The organism is Actinomycetota bacterium, assembly GCA_035765775.1.
Lineage (GTDB): Bacteria > Actinomycetota > CADDZG01 > JAHWKV01 > JAOPZY01 > DASTWV01.
Genome location: DASTWV010000008.1, coordinates 11,896 through 29,792 on the forward strand (window position 1 = coordinate 11,896; position 17,897 = coordinate 29,792).

A 17,897-nucleotide genomic window follows, 5' to 3' on the forward strand; every position below is an offset into this window, starting at 1 on the left:
CGTTCACCTGCGGACCCGGGTCCCGATGGACCGGGGGAGCGTGAGCTTAGCGGCCAACAGGAGGGGAAGCCTTGGAGGCGGTGCGATTCGTTGTCTCGGTGGACGTCATGCCCAAAGCCGGGATCTCCGACCCCCAGGGCCAGACCATCGAGCGGGCGTTGCCCACACTCGGTTTCACCGGGATGCAGGACGTGCGGGTGGGCAAGCGGATCGAGTTGCTGGTCGACGCGCCCGATGCCGCGGCGGCCGAGGCCTCCGTCCTGGCGGCGTGCGCCCGGTTCCTGGCCAACCCGGTGATCGAGGACTTCCGGGTGAGTGTGGCGGAGGCGGGATGACGCCCCGGGTGGCGGTCCTCCTCTTCCCGGGCTCGAACTGCGAGCAGGACGTGGTGACCGCCTTCGGGTGCCTCGGCGTGCGGGCCGAGTACGTCTGGCACCACGCCACCGACCTGGGCGGCTTCGACGCTGTCGTGCTGCCGGGCGGCTTCTCCTACGGCGACTACCTGCGTACCGGGGCGATCGCCGCCTTCTCGCCGGTCATGGCGGCGGTGCGGGACTTCGCCGCCGGCGGGGGCCTGGTGATGGGGATCTGCAACGGGTTCCAGATCCTGTGCGAGGCCGGTCTCCTCCCCGGGGCGCTGCGCTGGAACGCCGGCCTCAAGTTCATCTGCCGGGATGTGGCGCTGCGCACCGAGACCCTCGCCTCGCCCTTCACCACCCGGGCGTCCGAGGGCCAGGTGCTGGACATCCCGATCAACCACTTCCAGGGCAACTACTACGCCCCACCCGAGGTGATGGCGGAGCTGGAGGTCGAGGGGCGCATCGCCTTCCGGTACGCCGGCGCCAACCCCAACGGGTCCGAGGGCGCAGTGGCGGGGGTCCTGTCGGCGGGCAGGAACGTGCTGGGGATGATGCCCCACCCGGAGCGGGCGGTCGACCCTGTGGTCGGCGGCATCGACGGCCGGGTGATCTTCGAGTCCATGCTGGACGCGCTCGGCATGCCCGCGGGGGGCGCCCGGCGCGCCCGGGCAGGCAGCGCCGCCCGGTGACGCCGCCGACAGGGGAGGGCGGCGGGCAGGCTGCCGGGGAGGGCCTCGACCCGGATCTGCACCGGGCGCTGGGCCTCACCGACGGGGAGTACGAGCGCATCGTGGGCATCCTCGGCCGGGCGCCCAACCGGGCGGAGCTGGCGATGTACTCGGTTATGTGGTCGGAGCACTGCTCCTACAAGTCCAGCCGCATCCATCTCCGCACGCTGCCCTCGGAGGGGCCGCATGTCCTGCTCGGACCGGGCGAGGGAGCGGGCATCGTGGAGGTGGGCGGCGTCGCCGTGGCGCTGCGCATCGAGAGCCACAACCACCCCTCCTACATCGAGCCCGTACAGGGAGCCCAGACCGGTATCGGGGGCATCGTGCGGGACATCCTGTCGATGGGAGCCCGGCCGATCGCCCTGCTGGATCCGCTGCGCTTCGGGCCTCTCCCGGTCGAAGGCAGGACCGAGCCAGAGATCGCCGAACGCAACCGCTGGCTGGTGGACGGGGTGGTGCACGGCATCTCGTCGTACGGCAACTGCATCGGGGTACCCACAGTGGGCGGCGAGGTCGTCTTCGACGACTGCTACTCGGGCAACCCGCTGGTCAACGTGATGTGCGTCGGGGTCGCCCCCATTGAGCGCATCAAGCTCGCCCGGGCACACGGGCCGGGCAACAAGGTCCTGCTCCTGGGCTCCAAGACCGGCCGGGACGGCATCGGCGGGGTGTCGGTGCTGGCGTCGTCGGTGTTCGAGGCCGGCTCCGAGACCAAGCGGCCGAGCGTCCAGGTGGGCGACCCCTTCACCGAGAAGCTGCTGATCGAGGCCTGCCTGGAGCTCATCGACCGGGGCGTGGTGGTGGGGATCCAGGACCTGGGGGGCGCCGGCATCTGCTGCGCCACCTCGGAGTCCGCCGCCAACGCCGGGACCGGGATGCGGGTGGTGCTGGACCGGGTACCTCGCCGGGAGCGGGGTATGGAGCCCTTCGAGGTGCTGACCTCGGAATCCCAGGAGCGCATGCTGGTGGTGGTCTCGCCGGCCGACGCCGCCGAGGCCCTGGCCACGTGCCGGCGCTGGGGGCTGGATGCCGAGGTGATCGGCGAGGTCACCGACACCGGGCGTCTCGAGGTGGTCTCCGAGACCGGCGAGATCCTCGCCGACGTGCCGGCGGCGTCGCTGGGCGACGGCCCGGTGTACGACCGGCCCCGCCAGGCCCCACTGCCCCTGCCTGCCCCCCCGTCGATCGACGATCTGGACGTCGCCCCGGGGGACCTGGCCGCCGCGGTGCTCCGGCTGGTGGGCGACCCCAGCCTGTGCTCCAAGCGTTGGGTCTGGGAGCAGTACGACCACCAGGTGATGCTGGGGACGGTGGCCGGACCGGGGAGGGACGCCGCGGTACTCCGGCTGCCCGGGACCACCAAGCGCATCGCGGTCACCGCCGACGCCAACGGGCGCTGGTGCGCCGCCGACCCCTACCTCGGGACGTGCCACGCGGTGGCCGAGGCGGCCCGCAACCTCACCGCGGTGGGGGCAGAGCCCATCGGCGTCACCAACTGCCTCAACTTCGGCTCGCCCGAACGGCCCGAGGTCATGTGGGCGTTCGCTGAGAGCGTGCGGGGCCTGGGGGATGCCTGCCGGGCGCTGGGCACGCCGGTGACGGGCGGCAACGTGTCGTTCTACAACGAGAGCGCCGGGCGCTCCATCCACCCGACGCCGGTGGTGGGCATGGTGGGCATCGTCGCCGACGCCGGTGCCCCGCCCCTCGGCTTCCGTCGGGGCGGCGACCTGGTGGTGCTGCTGGGCGCCACCGGGGCCGAGCTGGCGGGGAGCGAGTACCGCCGCATCCTGCACGGCCGCACCGGGGGCCTGCCCGCCCTGGACCTGGCGGCGGAGGCCGCCCTGGGGCGTGTCGTGCGCGACGCCATCGGCCGGGGGCTGCTGGCCAGCTCACACGACTGCTCTGACGGCGGCCTGGCGGTGGCCCTGGCCGAGGCCTGCCTGGACGCCGGGGTGGGGGCGTCGATTGGCCTGGCCGGGGCTGCGTCGGCTGCCCGGCTGGCACCCCACGTGTGGCTGTTTTCCGAGACGGCGGGCCGGATGCTGGTCTCGCTGGCCCCGGCCCACCTGCCGGCGCTGGAGGCCCTGGCGCGGGCAGAGGGCGTGCCGCTGGCCTACCTGGGCACGGTCGGGGGTGAGGACCTGGCGCTGGACGACGTGGCGATCCCGGTCGCCGCCCTCCGGGCGGCGCACGAGGAGACCCTGCCCCGGGCGATGGGGGCCTGAGGCCGTGCCTTTGAGCATTAATGGATGAAAATCACGCGTGGAGCGTGATTTCAATCCAATAAGTGGGCTTGCCGAGCACTACTCTGGTGAGTACGGCAGGCGGGCGCCACCGATCTCGTCCCTTTGCCGCCTCCTCGGCGGGCTCGTCAGGTAACCTGGGAGGCGGAACGTCAAGTCCGGGAACCGATGGCCGGGGGAGCCTATGGGTGAGCATGGTGAGCATGCGGACCGGCCTCGCGAGGCATGCGGGGTGGTCGGCATCCACGCACCCGGCACCGAAGCGTCCACCCTCGCCTACTACGGCCTCTTCGCCCTGCAGCACCGCGGCCAGGAGTCGGCGGGGATCGCGGTCTCCGAGGGCGACAGCGTCGTGGTGTTCAAGGACATGGGGCTGGTCTCGCAGGTGTTCGACACCGAGCGGCTCAGCTCGCTCACCGGCCACATCGCCATCGGCCACGTGCGCTACTCCACCACGGGCTCCAGCTCCTGGGAGAACTCCCAGCCCTCCTACAAGACCACCAACACCTTCGGCATCGCCCTCGGCCACAACGGCAACCTGATCAACACCCGGGAGCTGGCCGCCCAGATCGACCCGCCCACCAGTGGGTTCCGCGGGCAGCCGGCCGCCAGCACGGACTCCGACATCGTGGCCACCCTGATCGCCGAGAGCGGCGAGGAGACCGCCGAGGAGGCCATCGTCTCGGTCCTGCCCCGGCTGCAGGGGGCGTTCTCGCTGGTGCTCATGGACGAGGGCACCTTGTTCGGCGCCCGGGATCCCCACGGGCTGCGGCCCCTGGTGCTCGGCCGGCTGGAGAACGGCTATGCCCTGGCGTCGGAGACCTGCGCCCTCGACATCATCGGTGCCACCTTCATCCGGGAGATCGAGCCGGGCGAGATGGTGATGATCGACGACACCGGGCTGCGATCACGGCGCTTCGCACCGGCCAAGCCCTCGCTGTGCATCTTCGAGTTCGTCTACTTCGCCCGGCCGGACTCCAAGCTGTTCGGCAAGAGCGTGTACAAGACCCGTTACCAGATGGGCCGCCGGCTGGCCGAGGAGGCCCCCGCCGACGCCGACCTGGTCATGGGCGTCCCGGAGACCGCCGCCGCGGCGGCCGCCGGGTACTCGGCGGCGTCGGGCATCCCCTACGGCGAGGGCCTGGTCAAGAACCGCTACGTGGGCCGCACCTTCATCCAGCCCACCCAGCTGATCCGCCAGCAGGGCATCCGGGCCAAGCTGAACCCGCTGCACGAGGTGATCGAGGGCCGGCGCATCGTGGTCGTGGACGACTCCATCGTGCGGGGCAACACCACCGCCCAGATCGTGCGCATGCTGCGCGACGCCGGCGCCCGGGAGGTCCACATGCGGATCTCGTCGCCCCCCATCAAGTGGCCGTGCTTCTACGGCATCGACACCGCCAACCGGGACGAGCTCATCGGGGCGTGGATGTCGGTGGACGAGATCCGGGACAAGATCGGCGCCGACACCCTGCACTACCTTTCACTCGAGGGCATGGTGGCCTCCACCGACGTGGCCGCCGAGAAGTTCTGCACCGCCTGCTTCTCGCACGACTACCCCATCCCCGTGCCCGAGCACGTGGCGGTCACCAAGCACATGCTCGAGGAGCAGCCGGTGGCGTCGCTCCTCGGGGGCACCGCCCCCACACCCACCAGCGCGTGACCACGGGAGCACCCGCTCCCGGCGACCGCCGGCCCGCGACCTATGCGGCCGCGGGCGTCGACGTTGCCGCCGGCGCCCGGGCGGTGGACCGGATCCGGGCAGCGGTGGCGTCCACCCGCACCCCCGGGGTGGTGGGCGACCTGGGCGGGTTCGGGGGTCTGTTCTCGGTACCGGGCGGGTTCCGCACGCCCGTGCTGGTCTCCTCAACCGACGGCGTGGGCACCAAGGTCCTGGTGGCCCAGGCGATGGGACGCCACGACACGGTGGGGATCGACCTGGTGGCGATGTCGGTGGACGACGTGGCCGCGCAGGGCGGGCAGCCGCTCTTCTTCCTGGACTACCTGCTGTTCGACCGTCTCGACGAGGACCTGGCCGGTCAGCTGGTGGCTGGGATTGCCGCCGGGTGCCGGGAGGCGGGCTGCGCCCTGATCGGCGGCGAGATGGCCGAGCACCCCGGGCACCTGCCGGCGGGCTCTTACGACCTGGCGGGGTTCTGCGTGGGCATCGTGGAGCGGGACCGGGTGGTGACCGGCGCCGGGATCCGGGAGGGTGACGCCGTGATCGGGATGGGGTCGTCCGGGCTGCACTCCAACGGGTACTCGCTGGCCCGCCGGGTGCTGCTGGCCGACGGTCCCGGGCGGCTGATGTCGGTTGTCCCATCGCTGGGCCGGCCCCTGGGCGACGAGCTGCTGGAGCCGACCACGATCTACGCCCCGGCCGTGGCCCGGCTGCTGGCGGAGGTGGCGGTGGAGGTGCGGGGCCTCGTCCACGTGACCGGCGGCGGCATCCCCGAGAACCTCGGACGCATCCTGCCCGCCGGGCTGGGGGCTTGGGTGGACCCGGCCATGTGGCCCCGCCCCCCGATCTTTGACCTGATCGCCGCCGAGGGCCCGGTGGAAGAGGCGGAGATGTACCGCACCTTCAACATGGGCCTCGGGATGCTGGCGGTGGTGCCGGCCGACCAGGCGGGCGCGGCGCTCCGGCTCCTGGAAGCGGCCGGGCGTCCGGCGTGGGAGGTGGGCCGAATTGTGCCCGGGGCCGGGGTGCAGATCCGAGGTTAGCGAACTGCACCTCGGGGACATTTGTCCCACTGGCCGGGACGAATGTCCCCGAGATGGTGCCTAGAGAGAAGCCCGGGCCGCGCCGCCGGCCCTGCGCCGCCGGCCCTACCGCCCCCGTTCCCGGAAAAACCACCGCACTGCCTGCTTGATGAGGATGGTCGCCGCCACCACGATCGCCAAGCCCGCCACTGCCTCCATCGATCCCTACCCCCGTTCGTCCGTCAGGGCGTGCAGCACGCCCCGCTCGATCTCGGCCAGCCGGGCCGGGTCGGTCACCTTGCGGCCCGAGCGGTCCCGCACGTAGAACGAGTCGACCACCTCCGAGCCCTGCGTCTGGACCCGGGCTTTGCGGATGTCGAGGTCGAAGTCCGCCAGCGTGCGGGTGATCCGGTACAGGGTCCCGATGGCGTCGGGAGCGTGGACATCGATCACGGTGGCCACCTGCGAGGCGTCGTTGTCGATGCGTACCGCCGCCGCCGCCGGCGCCCGCGAGAGCTGCCGGGTCCCGGCGTAGGTCCGCGCCCGGGCCACCACCCGGGCCTGGATGGCCAGGCCGCCGCCGAGGGCACGGCGCAGGTCGGCGATCACCCGGTTCCACGGGGGCTCATCGTGCAGCGGGTCGGCCACCCGGAACTCGGCCAGCGCCCGGCCCTCGTCCGATGAGTAGGCCGCCGCTGCCAGGACGTCGAGCCCGTGCATCGCCAGGACACCCGCCACCCGGCTGAAGAGCCCGGGGCGGTCATCGGCCATCACGGTCAGCACCGGCCCGTGGCCCTCGATGTGCTCCTGCCCGTCGGCCAGCCGGGCCAGCTGCGCCGCCGACGGGAACACCTCGCCGGCCGCCCGGCACTCGTCGCCGGTGGCGGGCAGGCCGGTCAGCACGGCTTCGGCCCGCTCCACCAGGCATCCCACCAGGCCCGCCTTCCACGGCCCCCAGGCCTGCGGGCCGGTGGCCAGGGAGTCGGCCTCGCACAGCACCGCCAGGAGGTGGAGCAGCGACCGGTCCCCGACGGCATCGGCCACCTGCTCGATCGTGGTCGGGTCGTCCAGATCCCGGCGGGTGGCGGCCTGGGGCAACAGCAGGTGCAGCTCGACGGCCCGGCCGATGGTCTCGACATCGGCGGCCCCGAACCCCATCCGGGCCGCCACCGCCCGGGCCAGCACCGCTCCGGTCTCGGTGTGGTCGCCCGGCAGGCCCTTGCCGAGGTCGTGCAGCAGGGCGACCATCGCCAGCAGGTCGGGACGGTCCACCTGGCCTGCCCGCCGGGCGGCGTGGGCAACCGCCTCCAGCAGGTGACGGTCGACGGTGAAGCGGTGGTAGGCGCTGTGCGGCGGCAGCGCCCGCACCCCGGCCCACTCCGGGAGCAGGCGGCCCCACAGGCCGCGCTGATCTAGCGCCTCGATGACCCGGATGGCCTCGGCGCCCGCCAGCAGGAGGGTGCAGAACAGCCCGCGGGCCTCCTCGGGCCAGGGGTCGGGCAGATCGGGGGCCTGGGCGGCCAGGATCTCGAGGGAGTGGCGCTCGATGGTCGCCGCCTCGGTCGCGGCGCCCGCCGCCACCCGTAGGACGAACACCGGGTCGGCCACCGGTGCCCCATCCAGCACCAGGACCTCGCCGCCGGCCAGGGCGATGCCCGGTCCCAGGGCGCGGGGCTTCTCGCCCCCCCGGCGCCCCCGCAGGGATGCCTCGATGCGCCGCCAGGCGTCGTCGCTGGTCCAGGCGATCGACCGGGCCGCCTCGGCCACCCGGCCCATGAGGGCGAGCGCGCTGGCGTCGCCCAACGCCCGGGCCACGCCCTCCTGCTCCTGCAGGGCCAGCACGTTGGTGGGGTGGCCGGTCAGGCGCTGCAGTTCCACGCGGGCATCGAGGAGCACGCCGTACCAGGCATCCAGGCTCGGGGCGTCGACGTCGAGCAGCACCCGGTGGGCGGCCTCGGCCCAGTGCAGGGCGTGGACGTCACGCAGGCCCCCCCGGCCCTCCTTCAGGTCAGGCTCCAGGCGGAAGGCAACCTCGCCGAAGCGCCGGTGGCGCTCGGCGACGCCGGTGGCCAGCTCGGCCAGGCGGGACCGGCCCCGGCGCTCCCAGGTGGCCTGGGCCGCCGCCGCCAGCTCGGCGCTCACCGACGCGTCGCCTGCGACGTGCCGGGCGCTGAGCAGGGTGGTGGCGGTCTCCAGGTCGTGGTCGGCCAGGCGCAGGGTCTCCTTGGCGGTGGCGACGTGATGGCCGAGGTGCAGGCCGGCCTCCCAGATCGGGTACCACATGGCCTCGGCGATCTGGGCGATGTCCCGGCGGCCGGCATGGACCAGGTGGACGTCGATGTCGCTGCCCGGGGCCAGCTCCGAGCGGCCGTAGCCGCCGACGGCCACCAGGGCGACGTCCGAGGCCGCCGGGCCCAGCGCCTGGGTGAACAGGCCGGCCAGCCACTGGTCCACCAGGGCGGCGTAGGCGCGGCACCAGGCGGCTCCGGTGAGCACCTCATCGCTCAAGAGGACGTCCCGTTCGGCCAGCACCGGCCCCAGGGTACCGACCCCGCCGGCCGGCTCCGGCGGCCCGGGGAGGGCTCACGGAAACTTTCTCGAAACTTTACATGAACTTTACAGAGCCACAACCGGTCTGTAACACCGCCCTTCCATGCTTGCAACCCATCGTCATCTGTCCCATCGGGGGGACGCCACGCCGTCGTGCGGGACTGAGCAGAAAGGGAAGCGGACCATGATGCGAGCCAAGCTCCGGGAGAAATGGGAGCTCCTCAAAGAGAAGGACACGCGCAAGCTCATCGCGGTGATCTTCGGCGGGAAAATGCTGGGCATCCTCACCCTGCTGGGGGCCATCAAGGGCTTCGGGTGGTACTTCAGCGCCCCGGCGAGTGCCGCGGTCCTGCACGGAGCGGCGGTAAAGGCCAACGACATCGTCAACCCGGTCAACACCGTCTGGGTGCTGGTGACCGCCTTCCTGGTCTTCTTCATGCAGGCCGGATTCATGGGCCTGGAGGCGGGCTTCGCCCGCTCCCGGGAGACGGTGAACATCCTCCTGGAGTGCGTGTTCGACACCTGCCTGTGCGGGATCCTGTACTACGCCTTCGGGTTCGCCTTCCAGTTCGGCATCGGCAACGGGTTCATCGGCCACACCTACTTCTGGCTGCACGGGGCGCCCTACACCTACGGCTCCACCGGTGTGGCCTTCCTGGCGTTCTGGCTGTTCCAGTTCGCCTTCGCCGACACCGCCTCGACGATCACCTCCGGGGCGATGGTCGGGCGCACGGCATTCATGGGTGACATCTACTACTCGATCGTGGTCTCCGGCTTCCTGTACCCGATCTTCGGCCACTGGGCGTGGGGGCCGGGCGGGTTCCTGGGCAACATGACCGTGCCCTTCTTCGCCCACCTGTCGGGCAGCGGCGTGGTGTTCCGGGACTTCGCCGGTTCCACCGTGGTGCACACTGTCGGCGGGGTGATCGCCCTGACGGGCGCCATCGCCCTCGGCCCCCGGCTCGGCCGCCGGTTCAAGCGGGACGGGGGCGGCCCCTTACCACCGCACGACCTCACGTGGGGCTGCATCGGCGGCGTCATCCTGTGGTTCGGATGGTACGGGTTCAACCCCGGATCGACGCTGTCGGCCATGGACTTCGCCGGCATCGGCCGGGTGGCGGCCAACACCACCCTCGCGGCGTGCGCCGGTGGCATGGCGGCAGTCCTCATCGCCTTCCCCAAGCTGAAGAAGTGGGACCTCGGTCTGTCGGTGAACGGGTTCCTGGGCGGCCTGGTGGCCATCACCTGCCCGTGCTACTGGGTGTCGCCCACCGGGTCGGTGATCATCGGGGCGGTCGCCGGTCTCGTGGTGGTGCTTGGCATCGAACTCCTCGAGCACCTGCGCATCGACGATCCCATCGGCGCTGTGCCGGTGCACCTGTTCTGCGGCATCTGGGGAACGCTCAGCCTGGGGTTGCTGGCCACCGGCCACTACGGGGTCCCGACCGCGGCCGGCTTCGATGCCTCGACGGTGGTGACCGGCCTGTTCTATGGCGGCGGCCTCAACCAGTTCCGGGCGCAGCTGGTTGGGAGCCTCACCTGCATCGTTGCCGTGGGCGGGGTCTCCATGCTGATGATGTGGGGCCTCATGAAGCTGGGTGTCCTGCGCATCTCCCGGGACGGCGAGCTGGAGGGCATGGACCTCCACGAGCACGGCACGGCCGCGTACCACGTGGAGTTCGGCCAGGGCATGACCTACACCGCCCCGCCGAACCTGTCCCGGGTGGGTTCGGGGCATCCGGCCGAGGAGGAGGAGCCCGTCGCCGTCTCGACGGCCGACGACTCCTAGGGCACAGTGGTCCAAACAGACGCGTACTCGCCGGGGGGTGGACACCCTGCCCCCCGGCGGGCCACCCGAGCGAGCGGAGGAACGTGCGCCATGCCCCACCTGATCACCGCCATCATCAAGCCGTTCAAGCTGGAAGAGGTCAAGGACGCCCTGCGCGGCGCCGGCGTGCTGGGCCTCACCGTCTCCGAGGTGCAGGGCTACGGCCGCCAGGGCGGCAAGAGCGAGATCTTCCGAGGGTCGGAGTACAAGGTCGACTTCGTGCCCAAGGTGAAGGTAGAAGTCCTGGTGGAGTCGGGCCAGTCGGACAAGGTCATGGACGTCATCGCCGCCGCCGCCAAGACCGGCAAGATCGGCGACGGCAAGATCTGGTGCCTCGACCTGGACCGCCTGATGCGGGTGTGCACCGGCGAGCTGGGCGATGACGCCGTTTAGCGAGACTCCTGGCCGGGCGCACCGGGCGGTGCCGTGTCCGAGGTAGTCATTGTCCGGTGGCCGGAGGAGGCGGGCACCATCGACCGCCTGCGGACCCTCGGCCGGCCCCGCCTGCTGCTGGTGGCGCCCGACGCCGAGGCGCCCGCCATGGTGGAGTGCGACGAGGACTGGATCCGCCTGCCGGCCGAGGACGCCGATGTCCGGGTGCGGATCTCCACCCTCGCCGCCCGGGCCGCCCGCCACAGTCTGCCGCCGGCGGTGAAAGGCGACGGCCGGCTGTCGTTCCGGGGCCACTGGGTGGGCCTGACCGGCGTCGAGGAGGCGCTGGCGATGCTGCTGTGCGAGCACTTCGGCGAGGTGGTGGACCACGATGCGGTGGAGGCGGCGGCCTCGGTGGTGCGCCAGCCCTCGCCCAACGCCCTGCGGGTGACAATCTCCCGGCTGCGCAAGCGGATCGCCCCGCTGGGCCTGGTGGTGCGCCGGGTGCACAACCGGGGCTACGTGCTCGACGTGGGGTAGGCAGTCGCAGCGCCGGTGGAGCGACGCCGGGCGGGCGCGATCAGAGATGAGGAGGCCTCCCGCGGCCGCCCGGGGTGGGCGGTTTGCGGAAGGAACGGGCGGCCGCGAGGAGGCTACTCAGTAAGGAAACGTCCCCCACCCCCGGAGAGTTCCCGGGTAGTTGCAGGTTCCCAGCAACCGCCTCACGCCCGGTCCAGGCCCCGCTGCAGGGCGTAGCGCATCAGCTGGTAGCGCCCGTGCAGGTGCAGCTTGGTCAGGATGTTCTGCACGTGGTTCTGCACCGTCTTGACCGACAGGAACAGCTGGTCGGCGATCTCCCGGTAGGTGTAGCCCTTCGCCACCAGACGGAGGACCTCCTGCTCCCGGTCCGTGATCTTCGGCTCGTTGGGGTCCTTGGTGGCCATCCGGCGGAACTCGCCCAGCACCAGACCGGCCAGCGACGGCGTGAACACCGGCTCACCCAGGCGCACCCGGCGCAGGGCGTCGATCACCTCGGCCGAGGTCGAGCTCTTCAACAGGTACCCCGAGGCGCCCGCCTTCACCGCCTCCAGGACGTCCTGCTCGTCGGGCGAGGCCGACAGCACCAGGACCCGGACGTGGGGCGACTCCGCGACAATCCGGCGGGTGGCCTCGATGCCGGAGACCACCGGCAGGTTGAGATCCATGATCACCACCTCGGGCATGGCCTCCCGGGCCTTTTCGATGGCCTCGCCGCCGTCGCCCGCCTCGGCCACCAGGACGGCGACGCCGGAGGCGGCGAAGTCGGCCCGCAGGCCGTTGCGCCACACGGGATGGTCATCCACCACCATCACCCGCATCGGGTCGGGGTTGTCGGCCATGGCGCCCTCCAACGTTCAGTCGCCGCCCGGCTGGACGGCGGGCAACCGGAACTCCACTTCGGTACCCCGGCCCGGTGCCGACGTGATCGAGATGCTACCGCCCAGATCCTCGATCCTCCCCTTCATGCTCCCCAGGATGCCCGCCTTGTGCGCGGCCCGCAGGGCGGCCTCGTCGAAGGTGAAGCCGCGGCCGTCGTCCCGCACCGACACCAGGACCACGGTGTCCTCCTGCTCGGCGAACACCGAAACCCGGGTGGCCTGGGCGTGCTCCACGACGTTGGCCAGCGCCTCGCTGACCGCTGCGGCCACCTCCTCCGCCTGGCGCCGCTTCAACCAGATGGTGCCGACCACGCCGAGGTCCACCGGCAGCGTGCCCGCCGCACCCAGGGCGGGCTGGAGGGCGTCGCGCACCGAGGTGAACCCCGGAGGCCGCTGGGCGGGCTCCCGGATGACCAGGGCCCGCAGCGCCACCTCCTGCTGGTGGGCGAGCTCGGCCAGTTGGGCGACGGCGGCAGGCGAAGCGGGCCCGGCGGCCGCCAGTTCCCTACCCCGCTTGTGCACCAGGGCGAGGGCTTGGAGCACCGAGTCGTGGATCTGGCGGGCGAGGTTGTCCCGTTCCCGGAGCCGGACGACCTGCGCCTGCTCCCGCAGCGCCTCGCTCATGGCGTCCTCCAGGCCCCGGGCGGTCCGGTCCACCAGCCGGGCGAACCCCCCGATGACCCCGCCGGCGAGCAGGTAGCCGATGCTGCTATTGAGGAGCGCGGCCGGGTGGCCGGTGGCGGCCAGCCCGTTGAGGGGCCTCGCGAACACGACGGCCACGGACATCGCCGCCCCGGCTCCGAGCCCGCCGTAGGGGCCGAGCGCCAGGCCCCAGGCGACCACTGCCGAGATGGGGTAGAGCGTGCCGAGCGAGGGGCCGCGGTCAAGCCCTCCGGGGTGCTTTGCGATGCCGCCGACCAGCACCAGGGCGGCCCCGAGGGCGAGGTCGATACCGAGCTCCACCGGGCGTTGTACGGGGCGGCGGGTCAGCCACGCCGTCCAGACCAAGAGGACGCCGATGGTGCTCCAGGTGACAACCGGATGCGCCGTCCCCGCCGTGCCGGTGGCGGCCAGGACCGCCACCCAGGCCAGCGACAGCCAGCGGAAGATGAGCAGGCCCTGGGCGGGGATCCGCCGGGCTTCGTCGGCGACCTCGGTGAGCGGCTTCACGGGGCCTGATGCTGGAGGTGGTCGGGGTGGGCTCCTCGGGTGCCGCCCTACGACGAGGCGAGCCCCACCGCCAACATGGCGATGCCCAGGACGAAGGCCACGCCGACGCCCACCAGAACCATCTGGCTCCACTGCGCAGTGCTGTACTGCACCTTGGTCATCCGGCGCTTGCCGTGCAGGTACTCCTGCGGGGTCGGCGGGCGGCCGCCCCAGTGGCGCCGCTCGTTGGCACCGATCAGGAAGGCGACGAACACGACGGCGGCCCCGGCGATGACCGCGGCGCCCAGTGGCCCCACCGGGTTGACGGAAGCTGACGCGGCGACGGCGAGCAGGCCCACGGCGCTGATCCTACCCCGGTCGGGTCCGGGCTCGGTGTGCCCGCCTGTGCCCCCGGAACGGGTGAGGGGTCAGCCGGCGAGGGAGGCGGACACCGTGTAGGTGCCGGGCCCGCCGAGGGCGATCGACCCCTGCAGCGTGACCTCGTCGCCTGGGGCGAGGTCGGTGGGCGCCGTCTCGGAGAGGGTCACGGCGGCGGCCTGGCTGTCATGCGCCACGGTCACGGCGACATGGGGACCGCCGGCAAAGTGGACGGTCGAGGCGGTCTGGTTGACCAGCTGGGCGGTCAGGTTGGCAGTTGGGCTCCCGTCGGCGGCCGGCTGGCCGTACACCGTGAGTGACAGCGTCCCCGGGGTGCCCTTGGTGAACTGCTCGCCCGAGATGGCCACCCCAGAGGAGCCGGGGGTGTAGATGAACGAGGACGCGTTGGCGCTTACGTTGGACGCCGCGACGGTGGTGGTGTGGAGGGAGGCCGGTGCCCTCCCCCCGCCCCCGGCGGCGGACCAGGCCGAGGAGCCCGCCAGCAGAGCGGCCACGGCTACTGCCGCAGCGCCGAGCACGCGGTGCACCCGGTGCACCCGGTGTGCTCCACCCGCCGCTGCGTCAGACATCGCCCGCTCCCTGCTTGTCGTCGCTACCTCCTCGATGTATACGCTTACGGTCAGCTGAGGGACATGGCCCGGCGGGATGGTCTTTGGGGGCCTGATTTGCCTAGTCGCCGGACCATGTGCCTACTGGGGATGTACCCACCCGGCCGGGCTTCCCTCATTGGGCCGCTACCCTGTCCCCAGGTCGCCAAAAAACCGTTCCGTAACATGCCTGGAACCCGGTCGTAACAGACGGCCGCTAGCCTCGGAGCGTCAGCCCCGGGTGGGGCCGGTCTCTTTCGCTAGCGCAGCCGCCGCGGAGCGCCGAACGTACCGGTCCAGCCTGGAGGCAGGAGGAGCTCATGACGTCTGAGGCAGAGGCCAGGATCTCGTTCGTTCTGCGCACCGTGGAGGAGCGTGGGATCCACTTCATCCGGCTGTGGTTCGTCGATGTGCTGGGGATGTTGAAGTCGATGGCCTTCCCGGCGGCTGAGCTGCCCCAGGCCTTCCTCGAGGGCGTCGGCTTCGACGGGTCCTCGATCGATGGCTTCGCCCGGGTGCAGGAGGCCGACATGCTGCTGCGCCCCGACCCGGAGACCTTCCAGATCCTGCCCTGGCGCCCCGAGACCCTGGTGGCCCGCATGTTCTGCGACGTCCTCACCCCCGAGGGCTCCTCGTTCCCGGGCGACCCCCGCCAGGTGCTCAAGCGCAACCTGAGCCGGGCCAGCGAGCTGGGCTACTCGTTCTACGCCGGGCCGGAGGTCGAGTTCTTCCTCTTCGCGTCCTCCCGCAAGCCCGAGCCCCTGGACTCCGGCACCTACTTCGACCTCACCCCGCTCGACATCGGCAGCGAGTTCCGCCGGCGGGTGATCGCCTACCTGGAGGCGGTCGGGATCCCGGTCAAGGAGTCGCACCACGAGGTGGCGGCCTCCCAGCACGAGATCGATCTGCAGCACGCCGACGCCCTCGCCACCGCCGACGCCATCACCACCTTCCGGCTCGCGGTGAAGGAGGTGGCGCAGGAGTCGGGCTACTACGCCAGCTTCATGCCCAAGCCGCTGGCGTCACAGTGGGGCAGCGGGATGCACACCCACTTCTCGCTGTTCCAGGGCAGCCGCAACGCCTTCTACGAGTCGTCCAATGACACCCACCTGTCCAAGGTGGGGCAGGCCTTTGTGGCCGGGATCCTGCGCCATGCCCGGGAGATCACTGCCATTACCAACCCGCTGGTCAACTCCTACAAGCGCCTGGTGCCGGGCTTCGAGGCCCCCACGGCGCTCACCTGGGGGGTCCGCAACCGCTCGGCCCTGGTGCGGGTGCCCGGGACCAAGCCGTGGAAGGAGGAGGCCGCCCGCATCGAGTACCGGGCGCTCGACCCCTCCGCCAATCCCTACCTCGCCTTCTCGGTGATCCTGGCCGCCGGCCTCGAGGGCATCGCCAGCGGCTACGAGCTGGAGCCCGAGCGCCTGGACGATGTCAACGCGATGTCGGAGCTGGAGCGCCGGGAGCACGGCATCGCCTCCCTGCCCGGCGATCTGCATGAGGCCCTCGAAGAGATGGCCACCAGCTCGCTGGTGCGCACCGCACTCGGCGAGCACGTCTTCGACTGGTACCTGGCCAACAAGCGGGCCGAGTGGGACGAGTACCGGTCCTTTGTGAGCGAATGGGAACTGGAACGGTACCTGCCCCGCTACTGAGCGGGCTCGATGCCGAGCCGAGCGGCCGCCGGCGCCCCCGCCTCCTGCTGGCAGGAGGCGACCGTTCCCGCCTGGGCGACCTGGCCGGCGACCTGGAGGGCCTGGGTTACGACTGCCAGGCCGAAGTGATCCACCAGGACCTCGAGGCCGGTGCGGGCCTGTCGGCGGTGCTGGTGGACGTGCGGGCCTGGGCCAGCGAGGCGGTGTCATGGTGCCAGCGGGGCCGCAAGCAGGGATGGCTGGGGGGGTCGCCGGTCGTGTCGGTGGTCGGGACCGCCCAGCTGGCCGAGCTGGCCGTGCAGGAGGGCCTGTTCGACGACTACGTGGAGGACCCGTACTCCCTGGCCGGGCTGGGCGCCCGCCTGCGCCTGGTGCGCTGGCGCTCGCAGCGGGACACACCCGACATGCTGCGGGTGCGGGACCTGGTGGTGGAGCCGGAGAGCTACCGGGCCATGCTGCACGGGGCGCCCATCGAGCTGACCTACATGGAGTTCGAGCTGCTGCGCTTCCTCATGGCCAACCCGGGCCGGGTGTTCACCCGGGAGAACCTGCTCAGCCGGGTGTGGGGCTACGAGTACTACGGCGGCGTGCGCACCGTCGACGTCCACATCCGCCGGCTGCGGGCGAAACTGGGCGACGACCACGCCAAGTTCATTGAGACCGTGCGGGGGGTGGGGTACCGCTTCTCGACGGGCTAAGGGAGTCGTCGAAGAGTTCCAGGTACGGGGCAAACCGGAATCGTCGGTTCCTCGTGAAACCCGTGAGTTCAACTAATAGGCCGAGATCTTCTAGGCGGCGTACCAATTGATTGGCGCCCGAGTTCGTGACCGAGAGCATCGCTGCAAGATCGGCGACGCTGACGAGCGGCCGTTCGAACAAACTCTCGAGAACCCTCAGGCCATTTACGGCGGCCCGGCCGAGGTGTTGAGTCACCAGGCTCCGAGCTTCTTCCCGCATCGTAAGAACGCGGTGCGCGGTGTCGGCAGCATCCCCGGAGACGGTTTCGACGGCGGTGAGGAAGAAGGTGAGCCACTCCTCCCAGCGCCCGTCGTCACGCACCCTCTGGAGGTGGTCGTAGTAGTCGGATCGGTGCGCTCTTAGGTAGTGCGACAGGTAGAGCACTGGCCGAGCCAGCAACCCGCTTTCGGATAGTAGAAAACTGATCAGAAGCCTTCCGATGCGCCCATTTCCGTCGAGGAAGGGATGGATCGTCTCGAACTGGGCGTGGGCAAGTCCCACCTTGATCAGAGGGGGCATCGGCTCGTCGGCGTGAAGGAACCTCTCAAGGTCCGACATGGCCTCGGGCACCATGTGCGGCGGCGGAGGGACGAAGGTCGCCTCTGCGAGGATGCATCCCCCGGGCCCGATCCAGTTCTGGCTGGTCCGGAGCTTGCCGGGAGCAAGGTGGCTTCCCGGCCCCCCGCAAGGAGCACGGCGTGGATTTCTCTGATCAGCCGAACAGATCCGGGTTCGGCAGGGTATGTACCGCACTGTCCAATCGACCCAGTGCGTGATCCGCGCGGGACAAGGCCGCTTGGAGTCCGGCATTGAGATCGATGATGGGTCGGGGGGCAGAGGCGCAGGGATGAAGGCCCGGTAGCGGGCAGGCTGGCGGGTATAGCGGCCAGATCGGCCAGCCATGGAGCTTTCTGCGTTGAACATCTGGGTCATCGAGCTTCTATAGCAAACGGAGCGTTTGACGATAGGCCGGAGTCAACCGCATGTTCAACGGAGCACCGGCAACGCATCCACGCTGCCCGACGAGCTGTACGTGGCCATGCCAAAGTCCCCACTGGTGGCCACTTAGAACGCCCCACGGGTGGCCGCAAGGAAGCCCCACCTCCGCCTGAAATCCGAGTCCTGGCCCCTCCGGCCGGTGACGGTGTCGGTGTCCGCCAGCACCACA

The 17,897-nt window shown here is 71.2% G+C and carries 16 protein-coding genes; 10 read left to right on the top strand and 6 right to left on the bottom strand.

Going from position 1 to position 17,897, the window contains the following annotated elements:
* The first annotated feature begins 80 nt into the window (after window positions 1–80).
* The 5 genes from purS to purM all read left to right on the top strand — a co-directional run bounded on the left by purS (window position 81) and on the right by purM (window position 6,054).
* Entirely contained in the window at window positions 81–335 is a 255-nt protein-coding gene (gene purS / locus VFW71_01145; GenBank protein ID HEU5001372.1) for a phosphoribosylformylglycinamidine synthase subunit PurS, read from the top strand.
* Window positions 332–1,048, top strand: coding sequence for a phosphoribosylformylglycinamidine synthase subunit PurQ (gene purQ, locus VFW71_01150; GenBank protein HEU5001373.1), 717 nt, complete (start codon window positions 332–334; stop codon window positions 1,046–1,048). Before purS ends, purQ begins: the two co-directional genes overlap by 4 nt.
* Entirely contained in the window at window positions 1,045–3,312 is a 2,268-nt protein-coding gene (gene purL, locus VFW71_01155; protein HEU5001374.1) for a phosphoribosylformylglycinamidine synthase subunit PurL, read from the top strand. The genes purQ and purL overlap by 4 nt, the downstream gene beginning before the upstream one ends.
* Window positions 3,313–3,514: 202 nt before the next feature.
* Window positions 3,515–4,993: an amidophosphoribosyltransferase gene (purF, locus tag VFW71_01160; protein ID HEU5001375.1), complete on the top strand. Its 1,479-nt coding sequence runs from the start codon at window positions 3,515–3,517 to the stop codon at window positions 4,991–4,993.
* Window positions 4,990–6,054: a phosphoribosylformylglycinamidine cyclo-ligase gene (gene purM / locus VFW71_01165; GenBank protein ID HEU5001376.1), complete on the top strand. Its 1,065-nt coding sequence runs from the start codon at window positions 4,990–4,992 to the stop codon at window positions 6,052–6,054. The genes purF and purM overlap by 4 nt, the downstream gene beginning before the upstream one ends.
* Window positions 6,055–6,258: 204 nt before the next feature.
* Here purM and VFW71_01170 read toward each other — a convergent pair whose 3' ends face one another.
* On the bottom strand, window positions 6,259–8,565 hold the full coding sequence (locus VFW71_01170; GenBank protein HEU5001377.1) for a [protein-PII] uridylyltransferase: 2,307 nt from the start codon (window positions 8,563–8,565) through the stop codon (window positions 6,259–6,261).
* A 202-nt stretch (window positions 8,566–8,767) separates the two neighbouring features.
* On the opposite strand from VFW71_01170, the gene VFW71_01175 reads away from it, so the two are divergent.
* From VFW71_01175 to VFW71_01185, 3 genes are all read left to right on the top strand, one after another.
* Window positions 8,768–10,372 carry an ammonium transporter gene (locus VFW71_01175; GenBank protein HEU5001378.1) on the top strand — a complete coding sequence of 535 codons (1,605 nt, stop codon included), beginning with the start codon at window positions 8,768–8,770 and terminating at the stop codon, window positions 10,370–10,372.
* Between the two features lie 90 nt (window positions 10,373–10,462).
* Window positions 10,463–10,804: a P-II family nitrogen regulator gene (locus VFW71_01180; protein ID HEU5001379.1), complete on the top strand. Its 342-nt coding sequence runs from the start codon at window positions 10,463–10,465 to the stop codon at window positions 10,802–10,804.
* Window positions 10,805–10,837: 33 nt separating this feature from the next.
* Entirely contained in the window at window positions 10,838–11,323 is a 486-nt protein-coding gene (locus VFW71_01185) for a helix-turn-helix domain-containing protein (GenBank protein ID HEU5001380.1), read from the top strand.
* 182 nt (window positions 11,324–11,505) lie between these two features.
* On the opposite strand, the gene VFW71_01190 is transcribed toward VFW71_01185, so the two are convergent.
* From VFW71_01190 to VFW71_01205, 4 genes are all read right to left on the bottom strand, one after another.
* Window positions 11,506–12,162 carry a response regulator transcription factor gene (locus tag VFW71_01190; protein ID HEU5001381.1) on the bottom strand — a complete coding sequence of 219 codons (657 nt, stop codon included), beginning with the start codon at window positions 12,160–12,162 and terminating at the stop codon, window positions 11,506–11,508.
* Between the two features lie 15 nt (window positions 12,163–12,177).
* The gene (locus VFW71_01195; GenBank protein HEU5001382.1) at window positions 12,178–13,371 is read right to left on the bottom strand and encodes an ATP-binding protein; all 1,194 of its coding nucleotides are present in this window, start codon (window positions 13,369–13,371) and stop codon (window positions 12,178–12,180) included.
* 47 nt (window positions 13,372–13,418) lie between these two features.
* Window positions 13,419–13,709 (bottom strand): hypothetical protein, encoded by a 291-nt coding sequence (locus VFW71_01200; GenBank protein ID HEU5001383.1) that lies wholly within the window; start codon window positions 13,707–13,709, stop codon window positions 13,419–13,421.
* A 69-nt stretch (window positions 13,710–13,778) separates the two neighbouring features.
* The gene (locus tag VFW71_01205; protein HEU5001384.1) at window positions 13,779–14,318 is read right to left on the bottom strand and encodes a hypothetical protein; all 540 of its coding nucleotides are present in this window, start codon (window positions 14,316–14,318) and stop codon (window positions 13,779–13,781) included.
* Window positions 14,319–14,656: 338 nt separating this feature from the next.
* On the opposite strand from VFW71_01205, the gene VFW71_01210 reads away from it, so the two are divergent.
* A complete protein-coding gene (locus tag VFW71_01210) occupies window positions 14,657–15,991 on the top strand; it encodes a glutamine synthetase family protein (GenBank protein HEU5001385.1) in 1,335 nt (444 codons plus the stop codon).
* Window positions 15,958–16,689 (top strand): response regulator transcription factor, encoded by a 732-nt coding sequence (locus VFW71_01215; GenBank protein ID HEU5001386.1) that lies wholly within the window; start codon window positions 15,958–15,960, stop codon window positions 16,687–16,689. The genes VFW71_01210 and VFW71_01215 overlap by 34 nt, the downstream gene beginning before the upstream one ends.
* Here VFW71_01215 and VFW71_01220 read toward each other — a convergent pair.
* Window positions 16,643–17,662 (bottom strand): Fic family protein, encoded by a 1,020-nt coding sequence (locus tag VFW71_01220; GenBank protein ID HEU5001387.1) that lies wholly within the window; start codon window positions 17,660–17,662, stop codon window positions 16,643–16,645. The genes VFW71_01215 and VFW71_01220 overlap by 47 nt on opposite strands.
* Window positions 17,663–17,897: the final 235 nt, after the last annotated feature.

Excerpts from the sequence above, each read along its gene's own strand:
- purQ (HEU5001373.1), top strand. The coding sequence starts at position 332 with ATGACGCCCCGGGTGGCGGTCCTCCTCTTCCCGGGCTCGAACTGCGAG.
- purF (HEU5001375.1), top strand. The coding sequence starts at position 3,515 with ATGGGTGAGCATGGTGAGCATGCGGACCGGCCTCGCGAGGCATGCGGG.
- VFW71_01175 (HEU5001378.1), top strand. The coding sequence starts at position 8,768 with ATGATGCGAGCCAAGCTCCGGGAGAAATGGGAGCTCCTCAAAGAGAAG.
- VFW71_01180 (HEU5001379.1), top strand. The coding sequence starts at position 10,463 with ATGCCCCACCTGATCACCGCCATCATCAAGCCGTTCAAGCTGGAAGAG.
- VFW71_01190 (HEU5001381.1), bottom strand. The coding sequence starts at position 12,162 with ATGGCCGACAACCCCGACCCGATGCGGGTGATGGTGGTGGATGACCAT.
- VFW71_01205 (HEU5001384.1), bottom strand. The coding sequence starts at position 14,318 with ATGTCTGACGCAGCGGCGGGTGGAGCACACCGGGTGCACCGGGTGCAC.
- VFW71_01210 (HEU5001385.1), top strand. The coding sequence starts at position 14,657 with ATGACGTCTGAGGCAGAGGCCAGGATCTCGTTCGTTCTGCGCACCGTG.
- VFW71_01215 (HEU5001386.1), top strand. The coding sequence starts at position 15,958 with ATGGGAACTGGAACGGTACCTGCCCCGCTACTGAGCGGGCTCGATGCC.
- VFW71_01220 (HEU5001387.1), bottom strand. The coding sequence starts at position 17,662 with ATGACCCAGATGTTCAACGCAGAAAGCTCCATGGCTGGCCGATCTGGC.